Raw genomic sequence first — 14,909 nt, 5'->3', positions numbered from 1 at the left:
ATGTCAGGTAATAAAACGCCCAGGCGGTTCGCGCCCAGGCGTTTGGTGTCTCGGACCGATAATCGGTCCGCAATGGCTCTGAGCCTGCGGCTAAGCGCAGCGCTCGCCGACCATTTAGATCTTGCCGACCAGATCCAGCGACGGAGCCAGAGTCTTCTCGCCTTCTTTCCACTTCGCCGGGCAAACTTCACCCGGATGGGCAGCGGTGTACTGGGCAGCTTTCAGCTTGCGCAGCGTTTCACCGACGTCACGCGCGATTTCATTGGAGTGGATTTCCAGCGTCTTGATCTGGCCTTCCGGGTTGATGATGAAGGTGCCACGCAGAGCCAGGCCTTCTTCGGCGATGTGAACGCCGAAAGCATTGGTCAGCTGGTGGGTCGGGTCGCCGATCAGCGGGAACTGGGCCTTGCCGACCGCTGGCGAGGTTTCGTGCCAGACCTTGTGCGAGAAGTGGGTGTCGGTGGTGACGATGTACACCTCGGCACCAGCCTTCTGGAACTCGGCGTAGTTGTTGGCTGCGTCTTCGATCTCGGTCGGGCAGTTGAAGGTGAAGGCGGCTGGCATGAAGATCAGTACCGACCACTTGCCCTTGAGGGATTCCTCGGTGACTTCAATGAACTTGCCGTTGTGGAAAGCGTTGACCTTGAACGGCTGGACTTGGGTGTTGATCAGAGACATCTGCTAACTCCTTCAGGGGGTTCAGAAATTTAACGGGGGCTACGATAACGCAGCTGGCCACATACGGTTAATTGATTAAGGGAATAGGGAAAATTAGTTTTCTCTATCGAAGCTCAAGTAACGAGCAACCCTGTGCCATCGACCGGCAATCATCATGCAGGTTCAGCGGGCCATAGCGCCCTTATCGCCGCCACGCCCTGCGCGCCCGCCTGGCTTGCCGCGGGCAGATGCGCCAGAGACATTCCGCCGAGCACGAAGGCAGGCTGGTTGAAGCCCTGCAGCAGTTCCGATACCCGGGACCACCCCAGCGGAGATGCGTCGGGGTGCGTCGGGGTCGGCAGGACCGGTGACAACGTGACGAAATCTACTCCCAACTCCGTTGCCATGGCCAGCTCTTCAGCATCGTGACAGGACGCCGCCAGCCATCGCCCAGCCGGGATCGGTCGGCCCTGCCCTGCATGCCGCCGCAACTGCTCGGCCGTCAGGTGCCAGCCGGCGGCCGGAAACCCGCCCGCCCAATCCAGCGGGCCCTTGAGCATGAGGTTCGCCCGCCCGGCGCACAAGGCCAAGGCGTCGGCCGCCAGCGCCTGGTAGTGCGCTGCCGACAATGACGGTGCGCGCAGCTGGACCAGGCGGACACCGGCATCCAGCGCACGCGCCAAGCCGTCCAACAGTTGTTGTGGGGCGGCACCGTCAGGTGTGATCAGGTAGCGATCCGGCAAGCGCGCAGCGGCGATGATCGGCCGGTTCGCCGCCGGGAAGGCGTAGTCCAGCAGCTGCTCCGGTACGACCCAGACAAGCGGCTGGCCTTCGGCACCGTGGGGCTCGCCGGAGAATGCCGACACTTCCCAGACATCCAGCAAAATCTGTTTGTCCGGATAGTCGTGGCGCACCTGAATCAGCGGCCTCGCCGCCGTCACACCGATACCCAGCTCCTCCGCCAGCTCCCGAGCAAGTGCAGCCTCGGCGGTCTCGCCCTCCTCGACCTTGCCTCCGGGAAACTCCCACAGCCCGCCTTGGTGCTTGTCGAGAGGACGTCGGGCGATCAGCACCCGGCCGTCACTGCAGCGGATTACCCCTGCAGCCACGTGGAGTCGTTTCATGCTTCTACTCCCGAGCGACACACTACAAACCCCGGCAGAACCCTGTGTATGAACCACACCTTTGGCCTGCAGCCTGTGGCTTGCCCCTGCGCCTCAGGTCCGGTATTCGGCATTGATTCGCACGTACTCGTGGGACAGGTCGGTGGTCCAGATGGTCTCGCTGCATGTACCACGGCCCAGCTCGATGCGGATTTCGATCTCTTCCTCCGCCATCACCGCAGCGCCCTGCTCTTCCGTATAGCTCGGCGATCGGCCGCCCTGGCTGGCGATACACACGGCCCCCAGATAGACGTCGATCTTGCTCACGTCCAGCTCAGGCACGCCAGCACGACCGACCGCCGCGAGAATACGGCCCCAGTTGGGATCAGAGGCGAACAGTGCGGTCTTGATCAGCGGCGAATGCGCGACGGCATAGCCGACATCGAGACATTCCTGATGGTTCTCGCCGCCGTTGACGATGACCGTGACGAATTTGGTTGCGCCTTCGCCGTCACGGACGATGGATTGCGCCACCTCCATGCTCACCTCGAAGACAGCTTGCTTGAGCTTTTCAAACAGCTCGCCGCTGGCCTCGGTGACTTCCGGAAGCGCCGCCTGGCCGGTCGCTATCAGCATGCAGCAGTCGTTAGTCGACGTATCACCATCGATGGTGATACGGTTGAAAGATTTGTTCGCCGCGTCACGCACCAGATCCTGCAGCACCGCCTGGCTGACCTTGGCATCGGTGGCGATATAGCCAAGCATGGTTGCCATGTTCGGGCGGATCATACCGGCACCCTTCGAAATACCGGTCACGGTGACGGTAACGCCTTGGTGCTCGAATTGCCGGCTGGCGCCCTTTGGCAGGGTATCGGTCGTCATGATACCGGTCGCCGCTTCGGCCCAATGGTTTTCGTCCAGATCAGCCAGAGCCGCAGGCAGCGCCGCCTCGATCTTCTCCACCGGCAGTGGCTCCCCGATCACACCAGTGGAAAACGGCAGAACGGCCTGCGCGTCGACGCCCGTCAGGCTGGCGAGGCTGGCACAACTGCGAATCGCCGCCTGCATGCCTGGTTCACCAGTGCCGGCGTTAGCATTGCCGGTGTTGGTCAGCAAATAACGAACCGTCCCCTGCGCACGCTGTTTGGCCAGAATCACGGGCGCCGCACAGAAGGCATTCAGAGTGAACACGCCGGCCACTGTCGATCCTTCGGCACAGCGCATCACCACGACATCCTTGCGTCCAGGCCGCTTGATGCCGGCCGAAGCGATGCCGAGCTCGAAACCGGGGACCGGATGCAGGATCGGTAAGGGACCAAGACCAACAGCCATTGATGCACTCCTTATGGACGATTGATGGCCATCGGCCACCGGAAAACGGGGAGAAAAACGCCGCGAGCGGCTAGGCCGGTCGCGGCGTGGGTCATACCGAACGGATCCGCTTATTGAACCTGTCCGTGGCAGTGTTTGTATTTCTTGCCGGAGCCACAGGGGCAAGGCTCGTTGCGCCCGATCTTCTGCTCGGTGCGCACAGGTGCTGCGGCTGTGGCCACGCCGCCCTCGGCTTCGGGCTCCTCGGGCTGTTCCAGCGCCGACACTTCGGCATGTTGGAACTGCATACGTCGCGCCAGTTCCTCGGCTTCGCGGCGCAGACGCTGCTCTTCTTCGACCGGATCTTCGCGGCGGACCTGAACATGGGAAAGAACGCGGATGCTGTCACGCTTGATCGATTCGAGCAGGTCCTGAAACAGCGCGAAGGACTCACGCTTGTATTCCTGCTTGGGATTCTTTTGCGCATAACCGCGAAGATGGATGCCGTGACGCAGATGGTCCATCGTCGACAAATGGTCTTTCCACAAATCGTCCAGCACGCGCAGTACGATTTGTTTCTCGAAGGTGCGCAGCGCCTCGGCGCCAGCCAATTCTTCCTTCTCGTTGTAGGCGGCGATCAATGCCTCGAGGATGCGCTCTCGCAGGGTCTCCTCGTACAGTTTCTCGTCTTCGTCGAGCCACTGCTGGACTGGCAGGCGCGTGCCGAAATCGCTGTACAGCACCGCTTCCAGACCGGCGATGTCCCACTGTTCCGGCAGCGACTGCGGCGGAATGTGCTGGTTGATCGCATAATCCAGCGCCTCGCGGCGGAACTCGCTGATCGTCTCGCCAATTTCATCGGCCGCCAGCAGGCTGTTACGCATGTGATAAATGACTTTGCGCTGCTCGTTGGCGACATCGTCGTACTCGAGCAGCTGTTTACGCATGTCGAAGTTGCGCCCTTCGACCTTGCGCTGCGCCTTTTCGATGGCATTGGTGACCATCCGATGCTCGATGGCCTCGCCGGACTCCATGCCCAGCGCCTTCATGAAATTCTTCACCCGGTCCGAGGCGAAGATGCGCATCAGACTGTCTTCCAGCGACAGGTAAAAACGGCTCGAACCGGCGTCGCCCTGACGACCGGCGCGGCCACGCAACTGGTTATCGATCCGACGCGATTCGTGACGTTCAGACGCGATCACATGCAGGCCGCCAGCCTCGAGCACCGCCTGGTGGCGTTTCTGCCAATCGGCCTTGATCTGCGCGACTTGCTCGTCGGATGGGTTTTCGAGCGCCGCGACTTCGACTTCCCAGTTCCCGCCAAGAAGAATATCGGTACCGCGGCCGGCCATGTTGGTGGCAATGGTTACCGCACCGGGGCGCCCGGCCTGGGCAATGATTTCGGCTTCCTTGTCGTGGTGTTTGGCGTTGAGCACCTTGTGCTCGATGCCTTCTTTCTGCAGCAGCTGCGACACATACTCCGAACTTTCGATCGTTGCAGTGCCGACCAGCACCGGACGACCGTTGTTCTGGCAGTCCTTGATGTCGGCGATGATCGCGGCGAACTTTTCTTCCTGGGTCAGATAGACCAGGTCGTTGTAATCCTTGCGCGCCAGCGGCTTGTTGGTCGGAATGACCATGACCGGCAGGTTGTATATCTGCATGAACTCGAACGCTTCGGTATCGGCGGTGCCGGTCATACCGGAAAGCTTCTTGTACAGACGGAAGTAGTTTTGGAAGGTAGTCGACGCCAGGGTCTGGCTTTCCGGCTGGATCGGCAGGCCTTCCTTTGCTTCGATGGCCTGGTGCAAGCCCTCGGAAAGGCGTCGACCCGGCATGGTGCGACCGGTATGTTCATCGATCAGCAGAACCTGGTTGTTCTGCACGATGTACTCGACGTTGCGATGGAACAGCTTGTGCGCGCGCAGGCTGGAGTACACGTGGGTCAACAGGCCGAGGTTGTGCGCCGAGTAAAGACTTTCACCCTCCGCCAGCAACCCGGCCTTGGTCAGCATTTCCTCGACGAACTGGTGACCGGCCTCGTTCAGCTCGACCTGACGGGTCTTCTCGTCGATGGTGAAATGCCCTTCCTGGGTGACGACACCCTCTTCTTCCTCGATATGTTGCTTGAGTAATGGAATCAGCTGATTGATCTGCTGATAGAGCTTGGAGCTGTCTTCGGCCTGACCGGAAATGATTAGCGGCGTACGGGCTTCGTCGATAAGGATAGAATCCACCTCATCGATCACCGCGAAATTGAGCTCGCGCTGGTTCTTCTCACCGAGACTGAACGCCATGTTGTCGCGCAGGTAATCGAAGCCGAACTCGTTGTTGGTTCCGTAGGTGATGTCGGCGGCATAGGCGGCGCGCTTCTCTTCAGGCGGCTGGAACGGCGTGACGATACCCACCGTAAGACCGAGGAATTCATACAGCGGCCGCATCCAGTTGGCGTCTCGGCGCGCCAGATAGTCGTTCACCGTCACCACATGAACGCCCTTTTCCGCGAGAGCGTTGAGATAAACCGCCAGGGTCGCCACCAGGGTCTTGCCTTCGCCGGTTCGCATCTCGGCGATCTTGCCCTCGTGCAGCGTCATACCGCCGATCAGCTGTACGTCGAAGTGCCGCATACCCATTACACGCTTGCCGGCCTCGCGGCAGACAGCGAAGGCTTCGGGGAGAATCTGGTCGAGGGTCTCGCCTTGGCCGAGGCGGGCCTTGAACTCTTCAGTCTTGCTCCGCAACTGCTCGTCGGAGAGAGACAGCATCTGCTCTTCGAGCGCATTGACGGCCTGTACCGCCTTGAGCATGCGCTTGACCTCGCGGTCATTCTTGCTACCAAAGAGCTTCTTCATTAAAGGCGCAAACATATCGACAAAGACTTCCATGCTGGGGATGGAGGCACGGCCGCAGGGCCACTACGGCTGCGTGCAAAGGGGGCATTCTACTCGGAAAAGCCATGGAGGAAAGGTGCCTGCTACGCAGCTATGACAGCCAGCGGCGTCAAAAACCTGCCGACCCGACGGTCACACGCGAGACCGACACGGGCCATCTGCCAGTATCGATCGACATAATCATAAATTCCCAGCTTCCGCTCGGTTGCCTACCAGGTATAGCGGGAGAATCGCCAGATCAGGGCCACTCCTGGCTTCTGCTAACATGACCGTTCCTTTTTCAGCCCAGGGTTACTGCCATGTCGTTGCGCCCCCTGCCAGCCAAAGCACCCGCTTCGCTGTTGCGCGAGGCAAAACCGCTGAAAGCCCTGTTCGGCGAGGCACGACGGCTCGATAAACTGCAGCAGCTAGTCGAAAGCCAACTGCAGCCGGCGGCCCGCGAGTATTGCCGCGTGGCCTCATGGCGCGATGGCACTCTGCTGCTAATCGTCACGGATGGCCATTGGGCGACACGTCTGCGCTATCAGCAACGACGTTTACAGCGGCAATTGCAAGGCATGGAAGAATTCAGAGCCCTGAGCCGAATTCTGTTCAAGGTCCAGCCTCCTGAGACGCCCCGGCACAAGCCCGGCCCAGCGCCTGAGCTGTCGGCCCGCGCAGCGGACAACATCCAGGAAACCGCTCGCGGCATCACGGACCCTAAACTCAAAGCCGCGCTCGAGCGGCTCGCTAGCCACGCCCGCCCGGTCGCGGAAGAGTGACCAGCCAAGAGCGGGTGCGGCAGCGGCGTGGATGGTCGGAAGTCACCATTCGCCTGAACCAACGTTAGGATCTTTTGCAGCCCACCAAGATAGAGGTATCGATGCCTACCCATTCGCACGGCCACTCACCATGCTGATCGGCGCCCTCTTGATCGCCACCTGGGTGATATTGCTGATTCGCTATCCCCTTCGAGCGGTTCCGATTTCTCTGGGCGCATTGCTCGGCCTGGGTTTGGTTGCCGCGTGGGTGCTCTGGCAAGAACGACGTGAAGAGCACCTGCTCGCTCAGCTCGAATTGCGACTGACATACGATCCCGCCGCTTGTCCGCCCGGGCAGCCGTTGCGTGTCACCCTCGACAATCACAGCTCGAGCCCGCTGCAAAGCCTGCGCTGGGAAGTCGCCGCCTATTCGCCTGGCTCCAGTCTGAACCTGGTGACTTCGGACTACGATGCGCCGCGGTACCGTGGTCCAGGTGACCTGCAGCCCAATCAGCGCTGGGAATCCTGCGCTCCCGTCCCCCCGCTACGTGCGGGTTACCGCAGCAGTGCACTTGAGTTTCAAGCCGAGCGGCTACAAGGCAGCTTTGCCGACTGAGATGGCCATCTGACATGCGGTTGCTTTCCATTCTGCGCCAGGCAGCTTATGCTGTACAAACAACCAGTATTCATTCAATTGAGCCGAGGTGGTAGATGGCCGTCGAAGTGGTGTACCGCAGCAGCCGGGACCTGGAGCGTTTGTTCATGGATAAAGCCGAAGCCGATCGTCACGACAAGATGCTGGAATTGGCCGAAGCCTTGGCGGCAGCGCTGCATAAGGCATCACCGTCGCTAAGCGAACAGCAAGCCGATGACATTGGCATATTCATGGCCAGGCATCGGGATCTGTTTGCCAAGGCATTCAAAAACAACCCCGAAGCCTTGGCAGAGCTACCGGCGTCGGGCGACGCGCCTTGATGAGGCGGCTACCGTTCTGTGAAAGCCCGACTGGGTCCTGCTTCGTTTTGCCGCAGGGAACATGCCCAGCGGGCGAAACTAGTTAATCCATACTCGGTCCACTGGGTGCAGTCATCCAATCAGGTAACCGGCAATGGACAGTCCTTTCAAGAAAATCAGCGATGTATTCCAGCCAGAGTACAACGTCAATTTCAGCATCGAAAAACCTGATGGCAGCATTCTGCTGACGTTGACCGACGCAGCAGGTGTGGCGGTCAAACGCTTCATCAGCTCCAGTCAATGGAGAGACCAGCAACAGCTGGAGCGGCTGATCACCAGCCTGCAGTTCAGTCTCGCAATCGAGCGCGGCGAACAAGCCAGCACCTATCGACTGACCAAGCATTCGCATTCTGCCGTTCAGTAATTAATCAGTCTGATTGCTTGCAGGCTGCTGCAACCCAGCGTGACCCTTCCTGACGAAAACAAGAATATCTATCCTCCACGCCGCCTGTGCAGTGTGTCCTGCACCTTGCGCGGCCTCGCAGCGACGATCCGTTTGGCTGACCAGTAGAGCGGCTCAGAGCCAGGCCAGTGCCTTGGCCCGAGCCACTGCTTGCGTACGCCGGGCGACGCCCAGCTTGGTGTTGATACGCCGTGCATGGGTTTTGACTGTATGCAGCGAGATGAAGAGCTGCTCGGCGATTTCCTGGTTCGAGCAACCCTGAGCGATCAGCCGCAGCACCGTAAGTTCGCGATTGCTCAGGATCACCTCGTCGCCCGGGGCGATTGCCTCTTCAGGCTCGCGCTCGAATTGCTGCAGTCGATCACGCAGAGTTTCGCCCTTGCCGGCAGGCAGTATTTTGGCAAGCCACTGGGGCTGACGATGCTGCAATTCATACAGAGGCTTGATCAGATGCTGCCTTGCCGCCTCACCAAGCGCCTTGCGTAATTCCAGCTCAGCTTCGTCATGCCGACCGTCCAACTGCAGTGCTTCTGCCAGCGTGAATCGGCACTCACAGGCCAATCCCAGGCGCTGAACACGAAGATTCTGTTCGATTAATTCCTGCAGCGTATCGATCGCCAACGAAAAGCGTCCCGAGAGCAGATCGATTACAGCCAGGTAGCGCTGAACCCTCGGCAGCAACTCGTAGAACCCGGAAGGCGCGATATACGTGTGTCCCCCGTAGAGCTCCAATACCTGAATGAATACGGACCGGGCCTTTTTCAGCTGGCCCTGATGCAGCCAGGTCAGCCCTGTTATCAGAGGTAAGATGCCGCGGAAACGCGCCTCTGGCACATGCCGCCATTGGGTCAATCGCTCAGCTTCACGCAACCAGTGATAAGCCGTTGGGAATTCCTGATTACGGGCAGCGAGTTCCGCCAGTCCGGCGTAACCGAAGAACACATAGGAATCGCCACAGGTCTCCGTCTCGATTCGCCCCTGCTGATACGCCTCGCGGGCCAGGTCATCGAGTCCCTGATAAGCCAGCAGATGACCCTGTAACAGTTTCAACCGGCCGATGATCGGGCTATGCCTGACACTGTCGCGCAATACCATCAGCGACTCTTCGAGAACCCCAACAGCCCGCTCGAACTCACCGGTAAGCTCTAGCAGCTGGATTCGATCGACGTTCAGCATCGCCTCGTAAAGCACACTGCCCTTGAGCCGCGCCAGTTTCATGCCTTCGCTGTTGTACTGCTGCGCCAATTCGAGCTGGCCCTCGGCCATGGCCTGCTGGGACAACGCCTGATAACACAGCACTCGCTGTGCCCATGCATGATCGGACAGCACTTCCAGCGCTTGGAGGCAATAGTTTCTGGCCTCCGGCTCGCCACGCAATCTTGCAAGAAACCCGCGCAAGGCCTGCCACTGAGCCAGCAGCTGCGCCTGGCGTCGGGCGTCAGGCTGGGGGAAGAACTTCGCCAGATCCGCCAGGCAATCATCCACCTCATCGAGTCGGGCAGAAATGATCAGCGCCCAGCCGTGCAGCACGATCAACCGAGTCGTGCTGTTGAATAAATCCTGTGGCAGCTCGCTACGCCACTTCATGAAATGCGAGACGTTATCGCCGATGAGCAATTGTTCTTGCCCGTAGCGTTGCAGGAAGTTGGCGGCGACCTCCGGCTGCCCTGCCCATAACGCATGCTCCACCGCTTCGCGCATTTCGCCGCGGTTGGCAAACCACTGGCAGGCGCGCAGATGGGTTTGCGTTGGCGATATCGCTTCGGGCATTCGCTGCAACATCAGCGCTAATGGCTTCCACAAACGGAACCATTCGCCACAATTGTCGATTTGGCGAATGAATAACTGAAATGTTTTCAGCACATCGAGGAAGTCGTTTCCAATACCGTCGAGCACGTGCTCGCATAGCTGCGGGGAAAAACGCGGCATGCGCGCCAGCGCGAACAGCGCGCGGCGAACATCCTCACTTTGCCCTTCAAGCACCTCTCGCTGGACGTAATCACGCAGCAATGGCGTACCCGCTACCAACCGTTCACGCACCGCCTGTTCATTGGCATTGAGCAGCACCAGGCTGACGCCGGCCAGCCATCCCTCACTGCCGGCCAAAAGCTGCTTGAAGGTGTCCTCCGCCAAATCGAGTCGGTGTGCTTTTAGTAGCTGCCTAAGCTCACCGGCAGTCAAAGCCAACGCCTCGGCCTCTACCTCGATCAGGTCGCCTTGAAGCAACAGCCTGGGCAACTTCCATGCAGGTTGCCGGCGGCTGCTTACCCACCAGCTGACAGACTCCGGGCCTCTTTCGAGAAGCAGGTCGAGGCAGGCATCGAACTGCACAGTTGCCTCTCGTGGATAGTCATCCAGCATGATCCATAGCGGCTGCTGAAAGTTATCCAGCAGATCGACGAGATCCTGCTGCACGTCCCCACTCGCCACAGTCGAGCTATTCAACACACGGCTGAGCTGAGCGTAGAGCGCTTGGGCAGAACACGGGCGGCCGCCGAGATCGAGCCAGACAAGATGGGTATCAGCAGGCACCAGCCGAGCGCACTCGTTCATCAGTACGCTTTTGCCGAAGCCAGCCGGCGCGCATATCAAACGCAGACGACAACGGGCGTCGAGCAGCGTCTCGGTCAGCCTCGGCCTGGGGATGTGTAAAGGAGGAAGACGTGGAATGGTCGCAACTTGAACCTGCGCGGCGGCTTCTGTGCTGAGTGCACCAGGGTTGAAGCGTACGGACATAGCGAGGTTTCTCTTTTTCGTATCAGTCCATTGAGGAACGCGATGAGCGCGGCCAACAGGTCCTGCTCCGGGACCCGCCTAACTTGAACCGTATCGGTGCGCTTATGCGGTCACAACCTGCACGATTACGCCGCTTTTGTCGACTCGCGTAAACGCTCAGCTGCTCGCCCCCCGATACTCCCGGCCCTGCTAATGGCTAAAAAGTATCATCCTCCGCCTCGAGAGAAAAAAAAAGGCGGCCAACTGGCCGCCTTATTCATCGACTGGATGCTATGTAATCAGCGCACCCCGGCATTACGCAGCGCGGCGGGAGTGAAATCCCGAGCCGACGCCTTGTAGCCGAACTCATGCGCTTTTTCTTCGTTGCTCATGCCAATCGCAATATAGCGACCGGAGATTACGTCGTAGAGCGCTTCGAAGGCGTAGGCCGGAACCTTGTGCTGGTAGTACTGCAACAGGTGCGCCTCGCCAACGCGCCAAAGCTGCCCGCGACCATCGTAAAGCTCGGACTCCGCGATCTGCCAGGTGTCCTCGTCCACGAAGAAACGGCGCTTGGCGTAAATGTTACGCTCACCATCCTTGAGGTTGGCTTCGATTTCCCATACACGGTGCAGCTCGTAACGGGCCAGGTCCTGGTTGACGTGACCAGCCTTGAGGATGTCGCTGTATTTCACGTCACTGGAGTTGATGTCGAAGCTGTTGTACGGGATGTACAGCTCTTTCTTGCCGACCAGTTTCCAGTCGTAACGGTCCGGGGCACCGCTGAACATATCGAAGTTATCGGTAGTCCGCATACCGTCGGCGGCGGTACCTGGACCGTCATAGGCGACCTGCGGAGCACGACGTACACGACGCTGACCGGCGTTGTAAATCCAGGCCTGGCGTGGGTCTTTCACCTGATCCAGCGAATCATGCACCAGCAGAACGTTACCCGCGAGGCGCGATGGAGCGGTTACCCGCTGCTTGAAGAACAGCAACGCGTTCTTGGCGCGTTCAGGATCCAGGTCCGTCATATCGCTCGGGAACGCCACTTCATCCTCGAAGTGCACCAGGGTGTAGCTGCCATTGGTTTGCGGAGTAGCCTGCACGATATTGCGGCGTACGTTTCCGCCACGATAACGGGTGATGTGGTTCCAGACGACCTCTAGACCATTTTTCGGAATCGGGAACGCGTAATAGCGACTGTCGGCGAAATTGTCGACGCCGTTACCGCCACCGACCAGTTCGGTATTCAATGCGCTTTTCTTCGCGGCCTCGTAGATCCGATCCGGCACGGCAGCGCTGCGATGGGTCGGGAATACGCGCATCTTGTAGGTTTCTGGGTAACGCTTGAACATGGCCTGCTGGCCGGCAGTCAGCTTGTCCTTGTACTGGTCGGCGTTCTGCGCGGTGATGACGAACTCAGGCTTTTCGCTCTTGAAGGGATTGGTCAGATGGCCGTTGTCCAGCGGTGCGGCATCGGTAGCCAGACCACCGGTCCACTCCGGAATGGTTCCGTCGGCATTGCCCGCTTTCTCAGCACCGAGCGGGGTCAATGACGTGCCGAGCTTTGCGGCTTCCTCTGGAGATACGGCGGCCATCACGCTGCTGGCGAGCAGCGAGAGAGCCAAGACACTGAATAGTTTTCTTGTTGTTTTCATACGATTCCAGTTCCTCTTGATCTTGTTTTGGCCGGGGGCCTTGCTCGAAGCTTGCCGCGACGGAGGCCTATCAAAGGCTCCGTGCGGCAACAATTGAAGCGGCCTCCTTAGAAGTTCACGCCTACGCTCAGTGCGAGGAAGTCACGATCGACCAGGGTGTTGTAATCGCCCCCGAAGAAGTCGGTATACGACAAGCTGGCGGTGTAGCTGTTCTGATAGACGGCGTCGACGCCAACGCTTACAGCCTTGGAGCCCTCGTTGAACAAGCCGTTCGGGCCATAGCCATGAACGTCGTGGGAGAAGGAGACGTTCGGGGTGAGGTTCACGCCCGCGAACACGTTGCTGTAATCAGCCAGGGCGCGGAGGCGATAGCCCCAGGAGTCGGAAGTTACGAAACCATCATTGCCATATTCCGGCGTATCGAGGCCGTAGATGGAATCACGCCCATAGCGAAGCTCGCTTTTGCTTTCGAGGCCGCCAACATGCGTATAACCAACTTCACCGACCAGGGTCACCCGACCAGCACCTAGTACTTGGTCTATGAAGTGGGTGAAGGTGGTCTGGAGCTGGGTAACTTCTTTTCGGTTATATCCACGACTCTCAACGCCGGCTTGCGCCAGGGCCGCCGGAACACCTCCAACAGGAATGGCTCCAACCACGCTATTGGCCAATAGCCCCGTCATATACGTTGTGTTCAACTGAATCGGAAGATTTGGCCGATAGCTTATTTCCCCTGACCAAGCCGTGCCTGTGGGGAGAGTGGTTGAGAAGCTCGCGCCATAGAGGCGGATATCCTCTGGGTACTCGAGGATGTATTCCCCATTACTAAGCAGGATCGGCAATGCTAAAGCAGGAGTGCCCAATGCTGCGCCAATCGCAGCCTGGTTAGCGTTCCTCATGCTCAAGTTAGGCGTGCGACTGTGGTAATTCATTGCATAGACGCCGTATTCAGTAGAATCGCCCAGCCATCGCATTGCGATGCCGTACTGACCTGAATCGCGCGCGTCGCGATCTCCGCCACGATTAACCAACAACCCTTCAGACTCGACGTCGATACCAAGAGCGGCTCGAGTTGCCGCTGGCAAAGCCAAAAGGCTATTAACCGTCGCCGCATCAAGAATGTTGTAATTGTTATCGCATCCATCAGCGACAACGTCTGCGCTGGCGAAGAAGGTACCGCAGTTATCTGCGATCGTTTGGTCCCACTCCAGTTGATAGAAAGCCTCCATGCTGAGGCGATCGCTTAGGCTCTGGGATACATAGAGCATATTCACCGGGATCAATCCTTCCTTGATCTCAGCGCCTGGCCGACGAAACGCCGCCGCATCGAGCGGGTTGATCGAGTTAATTGAGTTACCGATAAAGGTGCTCTCACCCCAGCTGACGACCTGCTTGCCCACTCGAACCGTGCCAGGCAGATCGCCTATATAATAGTTGTGATAGAGGAAAGCATCGAGAATCTGAGCGCCGGAAGACTGAGCAGCTTCCTTACGGTTGCTGTCACTGATGTCCTTGAACAGGCGGCTTTCGTCCTTCAGTTCGAAGTCATACCAATATTTGCCACGAATAAAAGCGCCGCTATCGCCGTAGCGCAGCTCCAGGTCATGGATACCCTTGAAGATCTTCGAGAACGTTTCACCTTTCTTGAAATTCAAACGGCCATCATCCCCAGTCTGGGTATAGCCGGTGCCTCCGTTGGCATTACCTACGAAATCCATATCCCGGTCAGCCATCGACCAGCTGGCACCGATCGACATGGACGAGTCGAACTGGCCTTCGATTTCCCCAATATTGAAATTGACAGCATAAGCCGGTGAGGCGATGCCCAACGCGACCGCGAGGGCCAGAGTTTTGGGCTGGAAGATTCCTTGCCTTGTTGTTTTTGTCATGAGGCGCTCCTGGTTGGTTCGAAGTACGCTCACCCTAACCACACGGCCGCATAGGGTTAAGCGCACTAAGGTTTGATTTGTTTTGTAATCCTTAAGTATGAATAGCCTTCCTGCTATTGGCTTGCAACGGTGCCTTGCGCTATTGGAAACGCCACTCGCAGCGAAGCTATCCGAGAGCTTAGCCGCAAGCGGAATTGGCGCAACCCTCGAAATAGAGCAGCTGCGACGCCAATTACGATAAAACCGGCGGAACCGTGCCGAATCGGCCGCTGACTTACCGAGCCAACGCGTCGCGCATGGTTTCCAGCCGTCTCCGGCCGCGACGACAGGTAAAACTTGCCGATGCAACGGAGCGTTACCGAAGCGCAGCGTTGAGGCGAAACGAAACAGTAGAGAGGAGCAGGCTGAAGCCGGGCATCAGGTGAGACCTGCAAACAACAGCACGACAAACGAAGGAAAGAGCGGGATGAGAACCGCCGCCTCGCTGGGAGACATCTCAATCGAGCCAGGAGCGCTGCGGCGCGA

General features: G+C 58.8%; 11 protein-coding genes. 4 read left to right on the top strand and 7 right to left on the bottom strand.

What is annotated here, in order from left to right; genetic code table 11:
* Positions 1-114: 114 nt before the first annotated feature.
* The 4 genes from ahpC to secA form a co-directional block, all read right to left on the bottom strand.
* Positions 115-678: an alkyl hydroperoxide reductase subunit C gene (ahpC, locus tag MCB86_RS15800; RefSeq protein ID WP_021208079.1), complete on the bottom strand. Its 564-nt coding sequence runs from the start codon at positions 676-678 to the stop codon at positions 115-117.
* 152 nt (positions 679-830) lie between these two features.
* A complete protein-coding gene (locus MCB86_RS15795; protein WP_239611446.1) occupies positions 831-1,781 on the bottom strand; it encodes a Nudix family hydrolase in 951 nt (316 codons plus the stop codon).
* Between the two features lie 93 nt (positions 1,782-1,874).
* On the bottom strand, positions 1,875-3,092 hold the full coding sequence (gene argJ, locus MCB86_RS15790) for a bifunctional glutamate N-acetyltransferase/amino-acid acetyltransferase ArgJ (RefSeq protein WP_239611445.1): 1,218 nt from the start codon (positions 3,090-3,092) through the stop codon (positions 1,875-1,877).
* A gap of 110 nt (positions 3,093-3,202) precedes the next feature.
* A complete protein-coding gene (secA, locus tag MCB86_RS15785) occupies positions 3,203-5,938 on the bottom strand; it encodes a preprotein translocase subunit SecA (protein WP_239611444.1) in 2,736 nt (911 codons plus the stop codon).
* A gap of 323 nt (positions 5,939-6,261) precedes the next feature.
* Here secA and MCB86_RS15780 point away from each other — a divergent pair, with 323 nt between their 5' ends.
* From MCB86_RS15780 to MCB86_RS15765, 4 genes are all read left to right on the top strand, one after another.
* Complete coding sequence (locus MCB86_RS15780) at positions 6,262-6,723, top strand: DciA family protein (RefSeq protein ID WP_045163338.1); 462 nt, start codon at positions 6,262-6,264, stop codon at positions 6,721-6,723.
* 130 nt (positions 6,724-6,853) lie between these two features.
* Positions 6,854-7,318, top strand: a complete 465-nt coding sequence (locus MCB86_RS15775; RefSeq protein WP_239611443.1) for a multidrug transporter — start codon at positions 6,854-6,856, stop codon at positions 7,316-7,318.
* Positions 7,319-7,413: 95 nt separating this feature from the next.
* A complete protein-coding gene (locus MCB86_RS15770; RefSeq protein WP_045163340.1) occupies positions 7,414-7,677 on the top strand; it encodes a YebG family protein in 264 nt (87 codons plus the stop codon).
* Positions 7,678-7,810: 133 nt separating this feature from the next.
* Positions 7,811-8,080, top strand: coding sequence for a DUF3509 domain-containing protein (locus tag MCB86_RS15765; RefSeq protein WP_045163341.1), 270 nt, complete (start codon positions 7,811-7,813; stop codon positions 8,078-8,080).
* Between the two features lie 153 nt (positions 8,081-8,233).
* On the opposite strand, the gene MCB86_RS15760 is transcribed toward MCB86_RS15765, so the two are convergent.
* From MCB86_RS15760 to MCB86_RS15750, 3 genes are all read right to left on the bottom strand, one after another.
* The gene (locus tag MCB86_RS15760; protein WP_239611442.1) at positions 8,234-10,855 is read right to left on the bottom strand and encodes a LuxR C-terminal-related transcriptional regulator; all 2,622 of its coding nucleotides are present in this window, start codon (positions 10,853-10,855) and stop codon (positions 8,234-8,236) included.
* Positions 10,856-11,133: 278 nt separating this feature from the next.
* On the bottom strand, positions 11,134-12,495 hold the full coding sequence (locus MCB86_RS15755) for a DUF1329 domain-containing protein (protein WP_045163343.1): 1,362 nt from the start codon (positions 12,493-12,495) through the stop codon (positions 11,134-11,136).
* A gap of 107 nt (positions 12,496-12,602) precedes the next feature.
* Positions 12,603-14,384: a DUF1302 domain-containing protein gene (locus tag MCB86_RS15750; RefSeq protein WP_239611441.1), complete on the bottom strand. Its 1,782-nt coding sequence runs from the start codon at positions 14,382-14,384 to the stop codon at positions 12,603-12,605.
* Positions 14,385-14,909 lie beyond the last annotated feature (525 nt).

Source organism: Pseudomonas sp. KSR10, from assembly GCF_022355455.1.
In the GTDB taxonomy this organism is placed as follows: domain Bacteria; phylum Pseudomonadota; class Gammaproteobacteria; order Pseudomonadales; family Pseudomonadaceae; genus Stutzerimonas; species Stutzerimonas stutzeri_E.
Note: the sequence above shows the minus strand (reverse complement) of the source record. Positions and strands in the feature narration are given on the sequence as shown.